Annotated in this window: 18 protein-coding genes and 1 pseudogene; 6 read left to right on the top strand and 13 right to left on the bottom strand. The window is 62.9% G+C overall.

Annotated elements, in window-relative coordinates; genetic code table 11:
• The 6 genes from VFF99_RS16715 to VFF99_RS16690 all read right to left on the bottom strand — a co-directional run.
• Positions 1–328: hypothetical protein (locus VFF99_RS16715; RefSeq protein ID WP_325019879.1), on the bottom strand; the 328-nt coding region annotated here is incomplete at its 3' end.
• A 38-nt stretch (positions 329–366) separates the two neighbouring features.
• Positions 367–2,457, bottom strand: a complete 2,091-nt coding sequence (locus VFF99_RS16710) for a ShET2/EspL2 family type III secretion system effector toxin (RefSeq protein WP_325019877.1) — start codon at positions 2,455–2,457, stop codon at positions 367–369.
• A 101-nt stretch (positions 2,458–2,558) separates the two neighbouring features.
• Positions 2,559–2,810 (bottom strand): hypothetical protein, encoded by a 252-nt coding sequence (locus VFF99_RS16705; protein ID WP_325019875.1) that lies wholly within the window; start codon positions 2,808–2,810, stop codon positions 2,559–2,561.
• Positions 2,811–2,828: 18 nt separating this feature from the next.
• The gene (locus tag VFF99_RS16700; RefSeq protein ID WP_325019873.1) at positions 2,829–4,796 is read right to left on the bottom strand and encodes an acetoacetate--CoA ligase; all 1,968 of its coding nucleotides are present in this window, start codon (positions 4,794–4,796) and stop codon (positions 2,829–2,831) included.
• A gap of 21 nt (positions 4,797–4,817) precedes the next feature.
• Complete coding sequence (locus VFF99_RS16695; RefSeq protein WP_325019871.1) at positions 4,818–6,038, bottom strand: MFS transporter; 1,221 nt, start codon at positions 6,036–6,038, stop codon at positions 4,818–4,820.
• Between the two features lie 55 nt (positions 6,039–6,093).
• Complete coding sequence (locus tag VFF99_RS16690; protein WP_325019869.1) at positions 6,094–7,344, bottom strand: acyl-CoA dehydrogenase family protein; 1,251 nt, start codon at positions 7,342–7,344, stop codon at positions 6,094–6,096.
• A gap of 287 nt (positions 7,345–7,631) precedes the next feature.
• On the opposite strand from VFF99_RS16690, the gene VFF99_RS16685 reads away from it, so the two are divergent.
• Positions 7,632–8,309, top strand: a complete 678-nt coding sequence (locus tag VFF99_RS16685; protein WP_325019867.1) for a YitT family protein — start codon at positions 7,632–7,634, stop codon at positions 8,307–8,309.
• 106 nt (positions 8,310–8,415) lie between these two features.
• Positions 8,416–9,183: a 4'-phosphopantetheinyl transferase family protein gene (locus VFF99_RS16680; protein ID WP_325019865.1), complete on the top strand. Its 768-nt coding sequence runs from the start codon at positions 8,416–8,418 to the stop codon at positions 9,181–9,183.
• Positions 9,184–9,199: 16 nt separating this feature from the next.
• On the opposite strand, the gene VFF99_RS16675 is transcribed toward VFF99_RS16680, so the two are convergent.
• The 6 genes from VFF99_RS16675 to VFF99_RS16650 all read right to left on the bottom strand — a co-directional run bounded on the left by VFF99_RS16675 (position 9,200) and on the right by VFF99_RS16650 (position 15,287).
• Positions 9,200–10,714: an AMP nucleosidase gene (locus VFF99_RS16675; RefSeq protein WP_325019863.1), complete on the bottom strand. Its 1,515-nt coding sequence runs from the start codon at positions 10,712–10,714 to the stop codon at positions 9,200–9,202.
• Between the two features lie 74 nt (positions 10,715–10,788).
• A complete protein-coding gene (locus VFF99_RS16670) occupies positions 10,789–12,057 on the bottom strand; it encodes a branched-chain amino acid ABC transporter substrate-binding protein (RefSeq protein ID WP_325019861.1) in 1,269 nt (422 codons plus the stop codon).
• 34 nt (positions 12,058–12,091) lie between these two features.
• On the bottom strand, positions 12,092–12,739 hold the full coding sequence (gene ribA / locus VFF99_RS16665; RefSeq protein ID WP_325019859.1) for a GTP cyclohydrolase II: 648 nt from the start codon (positions 12,737–12,739) through the stop codon (positions 12,092–12,094).
• Between the two features lie 34 nt (positions 12,740–12,773).
• On the bottom strand, positions 12,774–13,664 hold the full coding sequence (locus VFF99_RS16660) for a pirin family protein (RefSeq protein WP_325019857.1): 891 nt from the start codon (positions 13,662–13,664) through the stop codon (positions 12,774–12,776).
• 40 nt (positions 13,665–13,704) lie between these two features.
• Complete coding sequence (locus tag VFF99_RS16655) at positions 13,705–14,589, bottom strand: pirin family protein (protein ID WP_325019855.1); 885 nt, start codon at positions 14,587–14,589, stop codon at positions 13,705–13,707.
• 77 nt (positions 14,590–14,666) lie between these two features.
• Positions 14,667–15,287, bottom strand: a complete 621-nt coding sequence (locus tag VFF99_RS16650; protein ID WP_325019853.1) for an FMN-dependent NADH-azoreductase — start codon at positions 15,285–15,287, stop codon at positions 14,667–14,669.
• A gap of 99 nt (positions 15,288–15,386) precedes the next feature.
• Here VFF99_RS16650 and VFF99_RS16645 point away from each other — a divergent pair, with 99 nt between their 5' ends.
• Positions 15,387–16,310, top strand: coding sequence for a LysR family transcriptional regulator (locus tag VFF99_RS16645; RefSeq protein WP_325019851.1), 924 nt, complete (start codon positions 15,387–15,389; stop codon positions 16,308–16,310).
• A gap of 175 nt (positions 16,311–16,485) precedes the next feature.
• Here VFF99_RS16645 and VFF99_RS16640 read toward each other — a convergent pair whose 3' ends face one another.
• Positions 16,486–16,857 carry a response regulator gene (locus VFF99_RS16640; RefSeq protein ID WP_325019849.1) on the bottom strand — a complete coding sequence of 124 codons (372 nt, stop codon included), beginning with the start codon at positions 16,855–16,857 and terminating at the stop codon, positions 16,486–16,488.
• A gap of 172 nt (positions 16,858–17,029) precedes the next feature.
• On the opposite strand from VFF99_RS16640, the gene VFF99_RS16635 reads away from it, so the two are divergent.
• The 3 genes and pseudogenes from VFF99_RS16635 to VFF99_RS16625 form a co-directional block, all read left to right on the top strand.
• Positions 17,030–18,160 (top strand): FAD-binding oxidoreductase, encoded by a 1,131-nt coding sequence (locus VFF99_RS16635; protein WP_325019847.1) that lies wholly within the window; start codon positions 17,030–17,032, stop codon positions 18,158–18,160.
• Between the two features lie 258 nt (positions 18,161–18,418).
• Positions 18,419–20,254, top strand: a complete 1,836-nt coding sequence (locus VFF99_RS16630) for a putative bifunctional diguanylate cyclase/phosphodiesterase (RefSeq protein ID WP_325019845.1) — start codon at positions 18,419–18,421, stop codon at positions 20,252–20,254.
• Positions 20,255–20,313: 59 nt separating this feature from the next.
• Positions 20,314–20,846, top strand: a pseudogene (locus VFF99_RS16625) (hybrid sensor histidine kinase/response regulator); the annotation flags it as partial.

Raw genomic sequence — 20,846 nt, 5'->3', positions numbered from 1 at the left:
GAATAGCTTGTCTTGCGTCATTGAGCGGCAGCTTGAATACAAAGTCGGGAATGTGGCGGCGATTGAATCCGCGATAAGCCGTCAACTCCTTCAATAACGCCGCTTTACACTCTTCGCTGCTGAAGCGATCCTGGAACAGCGCAGTGATCGCGTTTTCGATGACTGCACATTCCAGGCCCTCATTGCCCGCTTGCCTCGCTGTGGCATCACTTGCAATCAATTTGCGAACGGACTCTACGTCTTGCTTGCGAACGGCGTCCGCCAATTGGATCGCCGCGCCCGGCGGCCGACAGCGGACGGTTACTCTTTCAACTGGAATATTAATCAATCTCCCTCCTCGGAGCCGATGTGCGCAGCCGCGGAGACTCAGCGTTTCAGCGCCTCTTTCATGTCCTTGAATTGCTTATGGAAGCTCCGATCCCTGATTAACTCCGTGTAGTAAGGCTCGTTAACCGGGATGCAAAGTGAATACCATTTCCTGATTTCATGCGCATCCCGGATCATTCTCGACAGGCTTGCACGAGCATTTTTGGAAAGGTGCATTGCATTGGCCTGCACAATCTCTGTGAATGCGAGATCAGCGTCTTTCCTCTGGTTTCTCAAGCCACATTCCAGTCCCGATATCCCGTCCAAACCCCGTGCCTCCAACAAGCTGGGCAAGTAAATGGAGCGGCGATTTTCAGGGATCAGCTTCAGCAGTTCTCCGAAGGCTCTCACCGCATCGGCATGACCACGCGCGAGAGCGAGAGCCAGGCCTGGACGTTCCGCCCTGCTGTTAGACGCCAGAAGCTTGGGCAAGACGATGGAGTGCTGGATTTCGGGGAGAATTTTCAGCAGTCTTCCAAAAGCCCTCACCGCCGCCCCGTGGCCATGACAGAGAGCCATAACCAGTCCAGGGAACTGCATTGCGTTGTTGCCAGCCAGCGCATCGGGCAAGGCCGAGAGGCGTATGTTTTCAGGGATCAGTTCCAGCAACTCGCCGAGGGCATCGACGGCCGCCGCGTGACCATGGCCGAGAGCCAAAGTGAGTCCTGAGTAATCTTGGGAATTCTTTAAGTCGAGCAGGACGGACAAGATGTCGGCACGTTGTTGTTCAGGAATTTGTTTTAGCACTGCCCCGAATGCACGCATGGCCTCGGCGTGCCCGCGTTCGAGGGCCAGGCCGAGCGCCGCCGAGCCTGCTCCCCTGTCGGCAACTCTTTTTCCAAGAAGTTGCAAAATCTCATCGCCAGAACTACGGTATTCCGCCAATGCCCGAGAGACTGCGAGAATGTGCTCTGCCCCTCCTTCCGTCAGCGCATCCCAGAGGCTGTCGACTTGACATTGCAAATCCTGATCGATCAGCCGTCCTGCGTACTTTTTCACGAACGACTCGGAAACGCCGAATACGGAAAATGTCTCCGGTGGAATCTCGTATTTACCAGTCATGAATTGCTGAAGGGTCAAGTTGGCAATTCCTTCCTTGTCCTCCCCGAGGAATTCGATGTGTTTCATGTTCGCCGTGAGATTCGAATCGTGCACGGCAATGCGAATCCGCCCATTCTTCTTTTGCAGATGCAGGGTCATGACGTGGCCCGTGGTGGCAGAAGCCTGGAAGCGCATCCTCCAGCTCCTGGACTCGCCTTCCTTCAGTTCGCCACTAAGCTTATAGGACAGCTTGCCGAACCCGCTATTGCTGCATTGGACGCTAGGCGCCCTCGGATCGCTGAGCTTTTCCAGGTTTTCATAGCCAATGGAATTGAGCAACTTGTGTGCTGCTTCCTTGCTTGAGAATATTCCCAACCGTTCCTTGAGCACCTGGTGTGGTTCCAGCCCGTCTTGTTCCATTCCGCGCATGACGGCATCGATATGGCGGCAGAGGTAAGAAGCACTCTCGTTGTCCTTGTCTGTGCCTTTGATAACGCCATTCAGGTTGATTCGGCGATCCCTTTTCTCGTAGAAGAATGGCGAAAGCGGTCCCTTGTCTTCCAAATTGTGCTTGAGGATTTTCTCACGGCGGTACTCGGCATATTGCTCCAGCCGCTCCTTTTGCAGCTGATGTACCAACTCGCAGACGTCGTGGCTTGTTGATTGCGTGCCGCCTACCTTGCTGATGCGGGGAGCTGTTCCGGCGCCGACGAAGAAATGGATGGCCTGTCTTGCATCGTCGAGTGGCAGCTTGAATACGAAGCCGGGGATATACCGGCGATTGAATCCACGATAGCCCGTCAACGTCTCCAGCATCGCTTCCTTGCATTTCTCACTGCTGTTGCGATCTTCAAAAAGCGCGGTGATCGCGTTTTCGACGACTGCACAGTTCAGGCCCTCCGTGCCGGTTTGGGTGACGGCCGAGCCCCTCGCAATCAGGTCGCGTACCGACTCTATGTCGTGCTTCCGGACGGCGTCGGCCAACTGCTGTGCCGGGCTGGTCAGCTGGCAGCGGACAGCTATTCTTTCGATTGGGATAGTGCTGATCAATTTCTCTCCTCCGTTCCGGTGACGCAAAAGGCGGCGATTCTGCAGCGTTCGCTGCATGGAGAGAAATCAATATTAAGGTCGGTTAATTTGGATGGAGAGGCTTAGCGCGACATTGCGTCGACCAGCGAATAGCCGCGCACAAAGCCCGCTTCGACCGCGGCTTCTTCGGTGGGGAAATCGGCGTCGTCGCCCGCCGACGCCGTCAGTTCGCTCTCGGCGCTGGAATCCTCGCCCGGTTGCGTCACGCGCACCGTGTAGTCCCAGGCCGAGCCGCTGTCATCCTTCGGCAGCGCCGTCACGTGCACTTCCATGCCTTTGTATGCTTCTGTGTGCCAGTCCTGGCGCTGTTCCATGTACGGCTCCCGTTGCGTTCAGGCAGCGGAGGCCGCCCGCCGCCGCGCGAAGTCGACGAAAAAATCGAGACTGCCCGGGTTGCTCATCGCGTCCGGGTTCGCTACTTCATCGACCTTCATGCCGAGCAAAAGTTTCTTGACCGGCAGTTCCATCTTCTTGCCGGTGAGCGTGCGGGGAATCTCGGCGACGGCGAACACGTCATTCGGGACATGCCGTGCGGACAGTGCGGTGCGGATGCCGCCGGCAATGCGTGCAACCAGCGCCCGGTCGAGCGTCACGCCGGGACGGAGCACCACGAACAGCGGCATGTAGGATTCGCGGCCGAGGTATTCGAGGTCCACCACCAGGCTGTCGAGGATTTCCGGCATCGCTTCCACCACGCGGTAGATCTCGCTCGTTCCCATGCGGATGCCGTGGCGGTTGATGGTGGTATCGGAGCGGCCGTAGATGACGGCGCCGCCGCGCGGCGTGATGCGCAGCCAGTCGCCGTGCCGCCACCAGCCGGGATACATGTCGAAGTAACTGTCGTGGTAGCGCAGGCCCTGCGGATCGTTCCAGAAGTACAGCGGCATGGAGGGCATGGGCTTGGTCACCACAAGTTCGCCGACCGCGTCGTCCAGGGGCCTTCCCTGCTCGTCCATCGCATACACGGCGATGCCCAGGCAGCGGCACTGCATCTCGCCGGCGTACAGGGGCAGGATGGGACAGGCGCCGACGAAGGCGGCGGCGATATCGGTGCCGCCGCTGATGGAGGCGAGCAGAATGTCGGGGCCGAGCTGGTCATAGATCCAGGTGAATGCCTCTGCCGGCAGCGGCGACCCGGTCGAGCCGACGGTGTGCAGACGTTCCAGCTTCGCCAGTGCGCGCGGCACGATGCCGGCTTTCATGCAGTTGGCGAAGTAGGCCGCGCCGGCGCCGAACACGCTGAGGTCGGCCTCCTCCGCGAATTTCCATAGGGTGCCGAGGTCCGGATAACCGGGGTTGCCGTCGTAGATCGCAATGGTCGAGCCGAGCAGGAGGCCGGTGACCTGCGAGTTCCACATGATCCAGCCGGTGGTCGAGAACCACATGAAGCGGTCCTGTTCGCCCAGTCCGAGGTGCAGGCCGTGTCCCTTGAGGCTTTCGAGCAGCACGCCACCATGCCCGTGGACGATGGGCTTGGGCATGCCGGTGGTGCCGGAGGAGTAGACCACCCACAGCGGATGGTCGAACGGGAGCTGTTCGAAGCGCATTTCCCCGCCCTGTTCCAGCAGTTCCTGCCACAGGTGTGCGCCTTCCAGCCGCGCATCGGCATTCAGGTACGGCAGCAGCACCACATGCTCCAGGCTGGGCAGTGACTTCACCAGTCCCTTCACCACCTCCAGGCGGTCGAAATCCTTGCCGCCGTAGCGGTAGCCGTCGACCGCCAGCAAGACCTTGGGCGCGATCTGTCCGAAACGGTCGAGCACGCTGGGCGTGCCCATGTCGGGCGAACAGCTGGACCAGGTGGCGCCGATGCTGGCGCAGGCATAGAAGGCAACGACGGTCTCGGGGATGTTGGGCAGGTAGGAAACCACACGGTCGCCGGGCTGCACGCCCATGCCGCGCAGGGCATTCGCTACCGAGGCAATCTGTTGCCGCAGCGCGTTCCACGAGAGGTGGACTGTCGGGCGGACTTCCGACTTGCCGATCACGGCAGGCGTCTCGCCGTCTTCGCGATGGAAGCGGAACACCTGCTCGGCGAGGTTGATGCGGCTGCCTTCGAACCACTTTGCGCCCGGCATTTTTTCCGCATCGATCACGCGCCCATAGGGCACGCTGCTTTGCACCTCGAAGTATTGCCAGATGGATTCCCAGAAGGCCGGCAGTTCATCCACCGACCATTGCCACAAGGCCTCGTAGCTGTCGACGCGCACCTTCTTTTCGCTGCCCAGCCAGCGCATGTAATCGGTGATGCGGCTGGAGGCAATGCGTTCGGGGCTTGGTGACCAAAGTGGATCGTTCATGTTTGTCTCCTTGAGTATTTTTTAGTGGCGCGGACCTCGCGCCTTCAGTTTCATGCTGAACCGGACCGCGACGGCAAGCACACCGGCGGCGCCGGCGAGCATGACGTTCGCCGTGCCGAGACGCTCGACCAACAGGCCGGCGATGCCGACCCCGACCGACTGCCCGAGGAAGAAGCAGGAAGCGAAGGCCGATACCGCCGCCCCGCGCCGCTCCGGCGCCATCTGCGTGGCATTGATCTGCATCGTGTTGTGCAGCATGTAAAAGCCGAGGCCGGCGCCGAAGCAGCCGCCGACGGCCCACCACCAGACAGGGGCAAGGCCGGTGGCGAGCAGCGCCAGCGCGACGAAAATGCCGCCCCACAGCGACAGTCCGACTTCACCGAGGCGGCGTACCAGTGTCGCGGACGCCACCGCGAAGACAAAACCGCCGAGGCCGAACAGCATCACCAGCGCACCGGACGAAGTCAGCGAGAGTCCGTAGGTGTGGTGCACGTGGGAAGCGATGAAGGCGAACGCGCCATACAGGAACGCGCCTTCGAGAAAGACTGACAGCAGCACCATGCGCGCCCAGGGCAGGCTCAGGATATGCCTGAACTCGCCGATCATGCGCGCGACGACGGCGCCTTCTGCACGGCGCACTTTCCGGGCCTCCGGCGGCAGCTGCCGGTTCAGCGCCAGCAGCGCGAGGCTAACGGCGAGGAAAATCGCGGCGACCAGGAAGAACGGCAGCCGCCAGTTGCCGGCGTCGGCAGCGAAACCGCCGATCAGGACGCCGGTCGCCAGCCCGAGGATCTGCCCGATCAGGAAGCGCGCCAGCACCGGCTGCCGCTGGTGGTAGGGAATGACGTCGCCGATCCAGGCCATCGACAGCGGAATGATGGCCGCGGCGGTGGCGCCGGCAGTCAGCCGCGCGGCGAGCAGCGGTGCAAAGCCGGGAGCGAGTGCGCAGAGCAGCGCGGTGAGCGCGCAAGCCATCGTGGCGTAGGCAACGACGAGATACTTGCCGTAGCGGTCGCCGACCGGGCCGAAGAACAGTTGCGACAGGCCGTAGGCGATGGAGAAGACGGTGATCACGTTGGACGCATCGCCCAGCGTCACCGAAAACTCCTGCGCCAGTTGCGGCAGCATCGGATCGGTGACGCGCAGCGAGATGCCGCTGCCGAAGGCGGCGAGCGAAAGCAAGGGAACGGAAAGCGCGGGAATGCCGGCGACGCCGGATTGTTCTTGGGCGGGTAAGGTCATGACACCGGATGAAGCAATGCTGCGGGGGCTGTGAGCAATGCCATCCATTCTAGTGTCAAACGAAATCCGGCGTATTCAGGTAGGGCAAAGTGGCGCCGCGCCGTTCCGCCGCCGCTTCCATTTCCTGCCGCGCGACGGTGCGCAGGTGTACTTCGTCAGGCCCGTCGGCGATGCGCAGCACCCTGCCCCAGGTCCACAGTTCCGCCAGCGGCGTGTCGGGGCTGAGGCCCATCGCGCCGAACACCTGCATGGCGCGGTCGCAGATCGTCGTGTGCAGGCGCGGAACGATCGCCTTGATCATCGCGATCTCGCGCGCCGCGCCCTTGGCGCCGTAGCGGTCGATCATCCATGCGGTCTTGAGCACCAGCAAGCGCGCCTGTTCGATTTCCATGCGCGACAGCGCGATCCATTCGGCGACGTTGGCATGCTGGTGCAGATAGCGCCCGAACGTGCGGCGGTCTGCCGCGCGTTCGCACATCAGTTCGAGCGCCAGTTCGGCCTGGCCGAGGGAGCGCATGCAGTGGTGGATGCGGCCGGGGCCGAGGCGTGCCTGGGCCATGGCGAAGCCGGCACCTTCCTCATGGATCAGGTTGCTGCGCGGCACGCGCACGTCGCGGAACACCATCTCGCAGTGACCGCCGGGGAAGTGGTGGCTCATCACGGGGATGTTGCGCACGACCTTGAGGCCGGGCGTGTCGAAGGGCACGATGACCATGCTCTGGCGGCGGTGCACTTCGGCATCCGGATTCGTCACACCCATCACGATGGCAAAGCGGCATAGCGGGTGGGCCGCGCCGGAGATGAACCACTTGCGGCCGTTGATCACGTATTCATCGCCCTCGCGGCGGATGGACAGCTGGATGTTGGTTGCGTCGGAGGAGGCGACATCGGGTTCGCTCATCGCGAAGCAGGAGCGGATGCTGCCATCGAGCAGCGGTGCGAGCCAGCGTTCGCGCTGTTCCTCGCTGCCGAACATGTGCAGCAGTTCGATGTTGCCGGAGTCGGGCGCGCTGCAGTTGAAGGCTTCCGCGGCCCAGTGCACGCGGCCCATGATTTCGGCAAGCGGCGCGTAGTCGAGATTGGTCAGGCCCTGCCCGCCATGCTCCTTTTCCAGCGCGGGCAGGAATAGGTTCCACAAGCCTTCCGACTTCGCAAGCGCCTTCAGGTCTTCCATGCACGCCGGATGCTGCAGGCCGTCACCAATCTCCTGGCGCCACAGCGGCAGGTTGGGCACGACGTAGTTGTCCATGAAATCCTGCAGCTGTCGTTTGAGCTGCTGCACGCGCGGCGAAAACTCGAAATCCATGTGGGTCTTCCGGAAAATATCGAAATCAACGGATCGTCGGAATGCTTTCGCGCATGCCGTTCAATCTGCGGAAAATAGTAAGTGCGCCCGAACAATCATTCAAATGAATGCTTCTCATCCGAAGTTATCAATTCGCTGCATGAAGCATGGCTGCACGCGGGGTTTGAAATCCTTGATCGAGGTCAATAAAATTCGCGCCTCGGCTGAATTATGCTTGCGCCGAAATCCATTTTTGTGATGTGCGTCCTGCATTCAAAAGAGGCAAGACGCGGAACGATTCAACGACCATGAACCACCCCCAACCCGCCACCGCCGCAGCCATGCCGGCAATGATCGACCAGCACAACCGCGAGTCGGGACAGACGCCGCGCATGCAGCAGCACACGCTGTTCGACGACATGCAGGCGCTCTTGACCGGCACTCTCCTCGTTTCGCTAGGCGTGGCCATGCTTGGCAAGGCCAGCCTGATCACAGGCGGCACGGTGGGCATCGCCTTCCTGCTGCATTACTTCACCGGCCTGAGCTTCGGCAAGCTCTTCTTTGCGATCAATGTCCCCTTCTACTTCCTCGCGGTGAAGAAGATGGGCTGGAAGTTCACGCTCAAGACCTTTGCAGCGGTCGCGCTGCTGTCAGCGTTTTCGGAAGTGCTGCCGCTCGTGTTTGCGATGGAATCGCTCAATCCGCTCTATGGCGCGACCATGGGCGGCCTGCTGTGCGGCGTCGGCCTGCTCGTGCTGTTCCGCCATCGCGCCAGCCTCGGCGGCATCAATGTGCTCGTGCTCTACCTGCAGGAACGCTATGGCCTGCGGGCCGGGCTCGTGCAGCTCGTGCTCGATGCCTCGATCCTGATGCTCTCGATCCCGATGATTTCGCTGACCTCGGTTGCGATCTCGCTGCTCGGCGCCGCCATGCTCAACCTGACGCTCGCGGTGAACCACAAACCGGGACGCTATATGGCAATTTGAGGACAATCCGAGTGTGGCGAATGCGGCGCTGCAGCACGACGGTCTTGCCGCGGCATGACGTTTCTGCCGTATTATTGCCGGGTGTCATTGCGAATCCGGAAAACTGATGCCCACAGCCTCATCGCTCCTGAGCGCCCCGATTGATCTGAAGGTCGATGCCGAATCCCCGCTCGACCTCGACTACCCCGAACTGGCCGAAGGCAGCACGCTCTGCATCGGCCTTTCTTTCGACTGGCGGCACCAGACGCCGCTGCATTCCTTCGCGCTGAAAAACACCCTGCAGGATGAGCATGCGCGCGCGGCACGCTTCCCGCGCCATGAAGACAGCCTGCGCAACCTGCTCGGCAGGACCATGCTGCGGAAGATGGCTGTGCATTATGGCGGCATGGACCCGGCGCAGATCATCCGCAGCAATACCTGGGGAAAGCCGGAACTGCCGGGATGCACGGTGGGATGCAATGTCACGCATGCCGGCAACCAGGTATGGGTGGCGGTCTCGCGTTTCCAGAGGGTGGGGATCGATGTGGAGCAGGCCAACGCGCCGCAGGAATACCACGACATCGCCGCAGGCTTCCATCCGGACGAAATCGCCGCGCTGCGCCGCATGCCGGACGGGAAGGTCGCCACCGTGCGCTGCTGGAGCCGCAAGGAAGCGGTGTCCAAGGCCACTGGCATGGGGGTATCGCTGCCCCTGCGTGCCTATGCGGTGGATTGCGACGCCCGTGCGCAGGGCTGGCTGCGGCTGGCGCCGCCGCGCAGCGTGCGGGAGGACTGGACGACGGTCGATCTCCCCGTCGGCAAGGACTACGTCGGGGCGCTGGCCGTCGAAGGGCGTTGCGACAGGATCACTGTGCTGCGCCTCAAAGCCAGCTGAGCTCGCCCTTCCCCTCTTACAAGAACGCCACTTCCGCAAAGCTGCGCAGCTTCCGGCTGTGCAGTTTGTCGATGCCCTTGCGCCGCAGCAGCTCGACCGCGCGGATGCCGATCCGCAGGTGCTGGTCGACCCGCTCCCTATAGAACTGGTTGGCCATGCCCGGCAGTTTGATCTCGCCGTGCAGCGGCTTGTCGCTCACGCACAGCAGGGTGCCGTAGGGCACGCGGAAGCGGAAGCCGTTGGCGGCGATGGTCGCGCTTTCCATGTCCAGCGCGATCGCGCGGCTCTGGCTGAAGCGGCGTTCCGGTGTGCGCTGCGGCAGCAGCTCCCAGTTACGGTTGTCGGTGCTGGCCACGGTGCCGGTGCGCATCACGCGCTTGAGGTCATAGCCTTTCAACTTCGTCACTTCCGCCACCGCCGATTCCAGCGCCACCTGCACTTCTGCCAACGGGGGGATCGGCACCCACAGCGGCAGGTCTTCATCCAGCACATGGTCTTCGCGGACATAGCCGTGCGCCAGCACGTAGTCGCCAAGTTGCTGCGTATTGCGCAGGCCGGCGCAATGGCCGAGCATCATCCACGCATGCGGCCGCAGCACGGCGATATGGTCGGTGATGGTCTTGGCGTTGGCCGGCCCGACGCCGATGTTCACCATCGTGATGCCGCTGCCGTCCGCGCGGATCAGGTGGTAGCCGGGCATCTGCGGCAGGCGCGGCGGTACCTTGCCGACATCGTCGCCTTCCTGCACCGCCTCGCCGACGCGCCGGGTGATTACATTGCCGGGTTCGACAAACGCGATGTAATGGTCTTCATCCTCGGGCGCGTCCGGGTCGGGCGTGCGGTTCATGATCTCGTGGCCGAGACGCACGAACTCGTCGATGTAGAACTGGTAGTTCGTGAACAGCACGTAGTTCTGGAAGTGCTCCGGCCCGGTGCCGGTGTAATGGCGCAGGCGGTGCAGCGAGTAATCCACGCGCGGCGCGGTGAACAGCGCCAGCGGCTGTGCCTCGCCGGGCGGGGGCTCGTAGGTGCCGTTGGCAATGCCGTCGTCCATCGCGCCGAGGTCCGGCAGGTCGAACAGGTCGCGCAAGGCCAGGCGGCGCTCGGCGCTCATGCTGCCTTCGATGTGGTCGTCCTGGGCGAAAGAAAAGTGGATCGGGATCGGCTGCGCGCTCACCCCGACCTCAAGCTGCACATGCTGGTTCTGGCCGTGGTTCTTGAGCAGGAGCCGGAACTGCTCGGTGTAGTAATTCTCGAACAGGTCGGGACGCGTGACCGTGGTCTCGAAGGTCCCTGGCCCGGCGACAAAGCCGTACGACAGGCGGGAGTCGGCGCGCGCCACGGTCTCGGTCTGGATGCGCACATAGGGATAGCACGCCCGCACGCGCGAGGGCAGGTTCTCGCCGTTGACGAAACGCTGCAGGTGTTCGCGCAGGTGCGTAATGCTGGTGTCGTAAATTTCGCGGACGCGTCGCAGCGCATCGATCGCATCGTCGAAACGTTCGGATGGAATGTAATTGGGACTGAGCAACTTGCACCTCCTGTCGTAGCGCACCGGGCATTGCGACTATTGTAGCGGCAGGCGATGCGGGCAGGATGAGTTGCTTACCCCGGCCGCTTCATTTTGCAGGAAGTCGGCAATGCGGCCTCCGTCAGCGGCAGGTAGCGCTCGGTCTTGAAGCCGTAGCCGCTGCCCTCGTTATCGAAGCGCACCGAGCCGTCGGATACCTTGCGCATCACCGACACGTACAAAGGCTGCAGGAGCTGGTGGTCGTCGGCGCGCATGGTGGCTTCATGGAAGTCATTGCGGTAACGCGCGCCTTCGAGCGCCCGTGCGACGGCGGCGGCCTCGGTGGTCTTCGCCTTTTCGATCGCCGATACCAGCATGTCGATCATCAGGTGCATGCGCAGGTGCACGTAATCGTCTTCCGGCGCCGGATAGCGCTTGCGGAAGGCCTTGTAGAAATCGTCGCTGGCGGCATGCTTCATGCCCTGCCCCGTGTTCGGATGCCATTCCGCGACGGCGCGCACGCGGCCCACGCCGGCCTCGCCGATCGCGGCCGGCGCGCCGAGGCCGTTGCCGTAGAAGGTATAGAACTTCGCGTTCAGGCCGCCTTCCTTCGCGGCTTTCACCAGCAGCGTGAGGTCGTTGCCCCAGTTGCCGGTGATGACGGTATCGGCGCCGCTGGCCTTGATCTTCACGATGTAGGGCGTGAAGTCCTTGATCTTGCCGATCGGGTGCAGCTCGTCGCCGGCGATCGCGATGTCGGGCCGCTTCTTGGCGAGCTGGGCGCGGGCGAAACGGGCGAGCTGCTGGCCGAAGCTGTAATCCTGGCCGATCAGATACACGCGTTTCGCACTGCTGTCGCCCTTGATCACCTCGGTCAGCGCATGCATGCGCATGTCGGCATTGGCGTCGAAGCGGAAATGCCAGAAGCTGCATTTTTCGTTCGTCAGCGCCGGGTCGACCGCGGAATAGTTGAGAAACAGCAGGCGCTGGTCCGGCACACGCTGGTTGTGCTTCTCGATGCCGTCCACCAGCGCCGCCGCGACTGCCGAGCTGTTGCCCTGCAGGATGAAGCCCACGCGCTGGTCGGTCATGTGGCGCAGGCCGATCAGCGATTCCTCCACGCCCTGCTTGTTGTCATAGGTGACCAGCGCCAGCGGACGTGCGCCGCCGGGCAGCTTGACGCCGCCGCGCGCATTGACGTTCTCGATCGCGAGCTGGATGTTGCGTACGACTGCGTTGCCCGCATTGGCGAAGGAGCCGGACAGGCCCTCGATCATGCCGAGCCGGATGGGCTCGGCAGCATTGGCGGCGCCAATGCACGAAAGCGCCAGGGCGCCGAGCAGGAAGCGTTTCAGTGAAGACATGGTGCGGAAGCCGCGGTGAAGCGGCTGGAGAAGCTTATTCCTGTTCGAAATCGAGCATGTGCCCGAGTTTCTGCTGCTTGGTGCGCAGGTAACCGATATTGTGCGGCGTGTGCGCGGTCAGGACAGGAATGCGCTCGTCGACCCGGATGCCGTAGTCGGCGAGCTTCATCATCTTCTTGGGGTTGTTGGTCATCAGACGGATGGACAGGACGCCGAGGTCGCAAAGGATTTGCGCCGCCACCTGGTAGTCGCGGGTGTCGACCGGCAGGCCGAGCGCGAGGTTGGCCTCGACCGTGTCCTGCCCCTGGTCCTGCAACTGGTACGCGCGGATCTTGTTGGCCAGGCCGATGCCCCGCCCTTCATGCCCGCGCAGGTAAACGACCACGCCCATGCCTTCGGCCGCGATCATCGCCAGCGCCGCGTCGAGCTGCTCGCCGCAATCGCAGCGCAGCGAACCCAGCACGTCGCCGGTCAGGCATTCGGAATGCACGCGCACGAGGACCTTGTCCTGGCCCTTGAGCTCGCCCTTCACGATAGCGACATGCTCGACGGCTTCGCCGATCGGCTTGTAGACATGGATGCGGAACTCGCCGTGTTTCGTCGGCAGGAGCGACGTGGCGACGTGATCGAAAATCTTGTCGGAGCCGGCTGCAGCCGTGTTGTGGTCTCCGGTGTTGTTCATTGTGAATCGTCCCAGTTGAGGCAAGGCATGGATTTTAGCTGAAAGACTCGGCCGGCTTCGGTTCATCCGGCAAGGGAATCCATTCGGTTTCATCCGGCACCTTGCCGAATCCCTGCGCGCGCCAGCGTTCCTTCGCCTCCTGGATCGCCTCCTTGCTGCTAGCAACGAAATTCCACCAGATGTAGCGGTCGCCATCGAGCGGTTCCCCGCCCAACAGCATGACGCGCGCCCTCGTTTTGGCCTCTATTGTAAGGGTTTGGGGGCTGCCCGGCACGGCCATGTGCCTTTCGGCGAGGGTTTCGCCGTCGATGGCGATGTCGCCTTCGGCCAGGTAGACCGCCCGTTGCGCGTATTCGCACGGGAATTCGAACTTCACGCCCTGCTCCATCTCCAGCGCGGCGTAAAACATGGGCGAGAACGTCGTGACCGGCGACTGCATGCCGAATGCGCTGCCGGCGATCAGCCTCAGGTTGAGGCCGTCAGCGGCCACCATCGGCAGCGTCGCGGCCGGGTGATGCTCGAAGGATGGCGCCACATTTTCATGCTCTTTCGGCAAGGCGATCCAGATCTGGATGCCTTCCAGCGCGCCGCCGGACTGGCGTATCGCATCGGGCGAGCGCTCGGAATGCGCGATGCCTTCGCCGGCGGTCATCCAGTTGACGTCGCCGGGATGGATCTCCTGGATCGTGCCGAGGGAATCGCGGTGCAGGATGGCGCCCTCGAACAGGTAAGTCACGGTGGCCAGCCCGATGTGCGGGTGCGGCCGTACGTCCAGGCCGTCGCCGGGCGCGAAGTCGGCGCGGCCCATGTGGTCGAAAAAGATGAACGGGCCGATCATCTTGTGCGGATGGCTCGGCAGCAGCCGGCGGACGGCGAAGCCGCCGCCGAGGTCCTTGGTGTGCGGTTTGATCAGGGCGAAGGGCATGGACGGTCTCCTTGATTCGGGTTGTCCGTCCATTATCCGCTCAAGCCGCCGCTTCGGTGAATTTGCCGCTCTGAAAGTCGGTAATCGCCTGTTCGATTTCCTCGACGGTATTCATCACGAACGGGCCATACTGGACGACAGGCTCCTTCAGCGGCCGTCCGGCCAGCAGCAGGAAGCGGGCTCCACCGGCATCGGCACGCACCTCGACCTGGTCGCCCGGCGACAGGAAGCCGGCACTCTGCGACTTCAGCGGGCGCGGCGATGCCGCCTCCCCGATCTTCACGCTACCCTCATAGACGTACACGAAGGCGTTCAGGCGGCTGTCGAGGGCATGCGAAAATACCGCACCTTCCGGCAACGCCACGTCCACGTACAGCGGTTCCGTGCTCAGGCCCTGGATGGGGCCGGCGACGTCATTGCCATCGATGCGCAGGCTGCCCGCGATCACCTTCACGCTGCCGCCGCCCGGCAGGTCCGCCACCGGGATTTGCGACGGGGGAATGTCACGGTAACCGGCCGGCTTCATCTTTTCCTTGGCCGGCAGGTTGATCCACAGCTGGAAGCCGCGCATGCGCCCTTCCTCCTGTTGCGGCATCTCGGAGTGCACGATGCCGCGCCCGGCCGTCATCCACTGCACGCCGCCGTTCTTGAGTTCCCCGACGTTGCCGAGATGGTCCTCGTGCCGCATGTGGCCGTCCAGCATGTAGGTCACGGTCTCGAAACCGCGGTGCGGGTGCGCCGGGAAGCCGGCGATGTAATCGCCCGGATTGTCGGAGGAAAACTCGTCCAGCATCAGGAAAGGATCGAGACGGCTGCCTTGCCCCTGCCCGAGCGTGCGGCGCAGCTTCACGCCAGCGCCGTCGGAGGTGGCAAGGCCCTCGATCACGCGTTGCAGTGTGCGGGTGGTGGCAGTGGTGGTGGTCATGGCAGTGTCTTCCAGTGTGGTTGCTCGATACGGCATTATTGTGAACGACGGGCGGTTTCCTTGCCCGTCATTCCGGCTCAAGCCGCCTTGCGCAGCGGCTCGGCAAGTTCGCGGAGCGCCTCTTCCGCCTTGGCCAGGCCGGCCTTCCTGCTTTCATCGCCCATCGCAAGGCCTTCGGCATAGACGAACTCGACATCGGTCAGGCCGATGAAACCCAGGAAGTGGCGGACATAGGCGGTCTGCATGTCGGCCGGCGTGCCCTGGTACAGGCCGCCGCGCGCGGCAAAAACGTAGACCTTCTTCCCGGTCAGCATGCCCACGGAACCGTTTTCCGTGTAGCGGAAAGTAACGCCGGCGCGGGCAATGTGGTCGAAGTACGCCTTCACGGTGGAAGGAATGCCGAAGTTGTACATCGGCATGCCGATCACGATGACGTCGGCGTCGCGCAATTCGGCGATCAGGGCGTCGGAGAAATCGACGACTGCCTGCTGTTCCGCGTTCCGCTCTTCAGGCTTGGCGAGCAAAGCGCCAAAACGCGCGCCGTCAAGATGCGGCACCGGATTGGCAGCGAGGTCGCGTGTGACGACCTTCCCGTCCGGGTTGGACTGCCGCCAGGCATCGACAAACGCGTTCGACAGGCGGGTGGACTGGCCGTTACCGGCGAAGAGGCTGGAATTCAGTTGGAGCAGGGTTTTCATCGGTATCCTCCTTGTGTTGGGTTGGTATGTGTATTTAACTATTGAATGAACCGATAAAAAAGTAGAATAATTAGCGCAAACCTATCTATTCATCCGATAATGGAAAACCAATACATCACCTTGGAACAGTGGCGCGCCCTGATTGCCGTAGTGGACACGGGCGGTTACGCGCAGGCGGCGGAGGTCTTGCACAAGAGCCAATCTTCCGTGACCTATGCGGTGCAGAAGATTGAAAGCCTGCTGGGCGTGAAAGTCTTCGAGATCCAGGGACGCAAGGCCATCCTGACGCCGACCGGGCAGTTCCTGTACCGCCGCGCGCGATCGCTGCTGGACGAATCGAGCGCGCTGGAACGCGCTGCCCGCCGCCTGTCGGCGGGCTGGGAAGCGGAAATACGGGTTGCGGCGGAAATCATTTTCCCGACCTGGCTGCTGCTGGACTGCTTCGACAAGCTGGGCAAGGAAAGCCCGCACACGCGCATCGAACTGATCGAGTCGGTGCTTGCCGGGACGACAGAAGCGCTGCTGACCGGGGAGGCCGACCTGGCGATCGCGAACATGGTGCCGCCAGGCTTTCTCGGCGTGCCGCTGATGCGCCCGCGTTTCCTTCCGGTGGCGCACCCCGACCACCCGCTGCACCAGCTCGGGCGCCAAGTCACCTTGGAAGATTTGCGGCATCACCGCCACCTTGTCGTCCGCGAATCGGGTACGCGGCGCGAAACGAAGACCTTGCTCGACGTCACCCAGCGCTGGACGGTCAGCCATCCGGCGACATCGATCGAAGCCGCGCGGCGGGGCTTCGGTTTCGCGTGGTATCCGGAAGAAAAGATCTTGAAGGAATTACGGGAGGGAACGCTCAAGCCCTTGCCGATGGGGCCGGCCGGGGAGCGTTTTACGCAGCTTTATCTCGTGCTCGCCGACCCCGACAGCGCCGGACCGGGGACGCGCCGCCTCGCGGAAATCATTCGCGAAACGGTGGAGACGGAATGCATGCGCTTCGAGGGCGAGGTAAGTTTTGAGGATTGAGGTGGCCGGCTAGTAGGGCGTCCAGATGCGTTCGAAGGGCTCAAGCGCCTTCTGTCTGCGGGCGCCTTCCGTTCAATTTCTCAAAGTCCCTTTCCGCGTCATTCCCGCCTTCGCGGAATGACGGCAAATTCTTGTGATCGGTTGACGTCCCCCGCGCGCCTGCAAGCATGAAAACCTAGCAGCCGGCCGCCTTGCACACATCCGCGATCTCGGCGATCAGCAGCTTGTAATCGACGGGCTTCTCGATATACCGGTCGCAGACTTCGAGCACGCGCTCCTTGTCGCCTTTCATCGCGGAGGCGGTGACCGCGACAACCGGCATGCCTGCCGTTTCCGGAATCCGCTTCAGCATGCGCGTGGCTTCGATGCCGTCCATGTCGGGCAGTTGCATATCCATCAGCACCATGTCCGGGCGCTCGCGCCGCGCAAGATCGATCCCCTCCTTTGCGGTCGTCGCCTGCAGCACCGCATGCCCGGCGCTGCTCAGGATGAGTACGGCAAGTTTCAGGTTGGCGGGATTGTCTTCAACGACGAGGATACGGGCCATGTGTTGCGTTCAGCATTCTGTGTATTGCGAGGACGTGATGCTCGCCGATAATGCGATTGATTGTCAATTCGCCCAAGGCAACTACCGGTCACCTTGTCGAAATGGCCATTGGTGCAGATATCGGCCAACTGTGGTTACATGTCGCCTGTCCGTATCAACTCTGCAATCATCCATGTCCGCAACCACAGCAGACTTCATCATCATCGGCGGCGGGATCGCCGGCGCCGCGATCGGTTACTGGCTGGCGCCGCATGCGCGCGTCATCCTGCTCGAGGCCGAGAGCCAGCCCGGCTATCACAGCACCGGGCGCTCCGCCGCCCTCTTCTTCGAAAGCTACGGTCCGCCGCAAGTACGCGCGCTGACCTGCGCCAGCCGCGCCTTCTTCGAGAATCCGCCTGCGGGCTTCGCCGATCACCCCATCCTTTCGCCGCGCGGCGCACTGATGGTGGCGGCCGAAGGAGAGGAAGCGCTGCTCGACGAACACGATGCCATCGTCCGTTCGGTATCCGCGAGTGCACAGCGCCTCGACGCCGCGCAGGCCTGCGACATGGTGCCGGTATTGCGCCGCGATCAGGTGCTGGGCGCGGTGTACGAGCCGGGTGCCGCGGACATGGACGTGCACGCGCTGCACCAGGGCTACCTGCGCGGCCTGCGCGCCGCCGGCGGTCAGGTGCAATGCGATGCGCGGGTGCACGCGATGGCGTACTCCGGCGGGCGTTGGCGCGTTGCGGCCGGCAACCAGATGTTCGAGGCGCCTGTCGTGGTCAACGCAGCCGGCGCATGGTGCGATCTCATCGGCGCGATGGCCGGTGCAGCGCCGGTCGGGCTCGTGCCCAAGCGGCGCTCGGCATTCACCTTCGCGCCGCCCGAAGGCGTTGACCCCGCGCGCTGGCCGATGTTCATCGGTGTCGACGAAAGCTATTACGTAAAGCCCGACGCGGGCCTGTTGATCGGGTCGCCGGCCAACGCCGATCCGGTCGATCCGCACGACGTCCAGGCCGAGGAGCTCGACATCGCACTGGCAATCGACCGCATTCAGACCATGACCACACTAGAGATCCGGCGTCCGCGCCACGTGTGGGCGGGGCTGCGCTCCTTCGTCGCCGACGGCAGCCTTGTCGCCGGCTTCGATGCCAAGGCGCCGGGTTTCTTTTGGGCAGCAGGACAGGGAGGCTATGGCATCCAGTCTTCCGCAGCCGCCGGCGAGCTGTATGCGGCGTTGCTCAAAGGCATCGCACCTCCTGCACACATCGCCGCATTCGGCGCCGATACTGTTGCTTTGAGTCCCTCGCGCATCCGCTAATCCACCTCTTCGTTTCCTCACTGCATTGAATACGGTGCACTGAGGAAATCTTCTTCCTTCCTGCATCGTTTCCAGTGTGTTTTCCCGCTTCAAACGGGAACATTGGGCAACTTCTTACTTCTAAGGGGACTCGGCACGAAACGCCGGGAAACCTTGGCTGCGCGCAAGATTTCTGAGCGGCACCAAGCGTACGACCGCGCGCGCTGCGCGAGCTCCTGAACATACAACGCCCGCCCCAGGCCACGAGAGACGATTCAATTGATTAAACCAAAAATTCTTCTCGTTAACGATCACCCGCCGAGCCTGCTCGCCCTCAAGACCCTGCTGGTCAATGCCCCGCAGGCCGACGAGTACGAGGTGATCACCGCGACGTCCGGCGCCGAAGCGCTGCGCGCGGTCCTCGACCACAATTTCGCCGTCATCCTCCTCGACGTCAGCATGCCCGGCATGGACGGTTTCGAGACGGCGCAGACCATCCATTCGCATCCGCGCTCGGCGTCGGTGCCGATCATCTTCATCACCGCCTATTACGCCGACGAGATGAACCGTCTGCGCGGCTACCAGCACGGCGCGGCGGACTATCTGATCAGCCCAGTAATTCCCCAGATCCTGCAGAGCAAGATCGCGGTCTTCATCGACCTGGCACGGAAGAACCTGGCGCTCGAACAGCAGAAGGAAGAGCTGGCCCTGATGAACCGCGACCTGCAGGTGCAGCAGATGCGCGACTTGCGCCGTATTAACGCCGCGCTCGAAAGCGAAATCCTCGAACGCCGGCAGGCGGAAGCGCGCGCGCACGAGCTCGCCACGCGCGATCCGCTGACCGGTCTGATGAACCGCCGCTCACTGACGGAGCGCATCGAACATGCGGTGGCGATGGCCAACCGTTACGGTCAGCGCCTGGCGCTGCTGTTCCTCGATCTCGACCGCTTCAAGAGCATCAACGACAGCCTCGGCCACGATGCCGGTGACGATCTGCTGCTGCAGGTATCGGAACGGATCTGCGGCGCGGTGCGGCAATCCGATATCGTGGCACGGCTGGGCGGCGACGAGTTCGTGGTGCTGATGGAAGCCTTGCCCAATTACGCCGCCGCGGCGGAAGTGGCGCGCAAGATCATCGCCACCATCGACCAGCCCTTCCTGCTCGGATCGCAATCGATCAAGACATCCGCCAGCGTCGGCATCAGCCTGTTTCCCCAGGACGGCACCAACATGCAAGCCCTGCTGCGCAGCGCCGACCTCGCGATGTACCACGCCAAGCAGGAGCAGCGCGGCACTGTCCAGTTCTTCCATGAAGACCTGAACGCGCGCATGCTCGAACGCTGCCAGCTGGAGCAGGAGCTGCAGCATGCGCTGGACAACGAGGAATTCGAGCTGTACTACCAGCCCAAGATCGAGGCGCGCACGGGGCGCATTGCCGGTGTCGAAGCACTGCTGCGCTGGCACCATCCGCGTCTGGGCCTGCTGAGCGGCGGTCAGTTCATTCCCGCCGCCGCCGAGACCGGGCTGCTGGTTCCGATCGGCGAATGGGTCATCGCCGCCGCGTGCGCGCAGGCACGGCGCTGGCGCGACGAAAACCTTCCTGTACCTTCCATTCCGATCGCGGTCAACGTCGCCATCCCGCAGATCTATGCCGACCTGCCCGACATCATCAGCCGCGAGCTGCGCAAGCAGCAGGTGCCGCCATCCAGCATCCAGCTCGAAATCACCGAATCGCTGGTAATCACGGATACCCACAAGGCGACCTCGGTGCTGCGCGAGATCAGCGAAAGCGGCATCACCATCGCCATCGACGATTTCGGCACCGGGTATTCCTCGCTGTCGATCCTCAAGACCTTGCCGATCGACATCCTCAAGATCGACCAATCCTTTGTCCGCGACCTCGGCAAGAACGCCAGCGACACCGCGATCGTCGCGGCGATCGTCAACATGGCGCGCGCGCTCGCCCTGCGCGTCGTTGCCGAGGGTGTCGAGACGAAAGAACAGCTCGCGGTCCTGCATGACCTCGGCTGCGACGAACACCAGGGCTATTTCTACAGCAAGCCCCTCCCCGCGACCGACCTCGTGCAGAAGCTGATGCAGCGCAGCTTCGCCTAAAGGACGTTTCACCACCCGGCCACGCCGGGCATCACGCTTTTCAGAGAAGGACATCTTCCATGGACATGAGAGCCGACGCCGTCGATGATATGGACGTCAAGATCCTGCTTTCCACCCTCAAGGCGCTGAAAAAAGGCGACTTCACCGCACGCATGCCGACCGACTGGACGGGCCTTGCAGGCAAAGTGGCCGACACGCTCAACGACATCCTCGAGAACAACGAAAAGATGGCCGAGAGCATCACCACAGTGAGCCGCGTGGTTGGCCGTGAAGGCCGCCTGACCCAGCGCGCCGCGGTTCCCGCCGCATCGGGCGGCTGGGAGGTAATGGTCGACTCCATCAACAGCCTGATCGACGACCTCGTGCGGCCCACCACCGAGATGGCGCGCGTGATTGGCGCGGTGGCGAAGGGCGACCTGTCGCAGACCATGGCGCTGGACGTCGACGGCCGGCCGCTCAAGGGCCAGTTCCTGCGTGCCGCGTCCACTGCAAATACGATGGTGGACCAGCTTTCCTCCTTCGCCTCGGAAGTGACGCGCGTGGCGCGCGAAGTGGGTACCGAGGGCAAGCTGGGCGGACAGGCGAACGTGCC

The organism is Noviherbaspirillum sp. (assembly GCF_035654295.1).
GTDB lineage: Bacteria > Pseudomonadota > Gammaproteobacteria > Burkholderiales > Burkholderiaceae_D > Noviherbaspirillum.
Note: the sequence above shows the minus strand (reverse complement) of the source record. Positions and strands in the feature narration are given on the sequence as shown.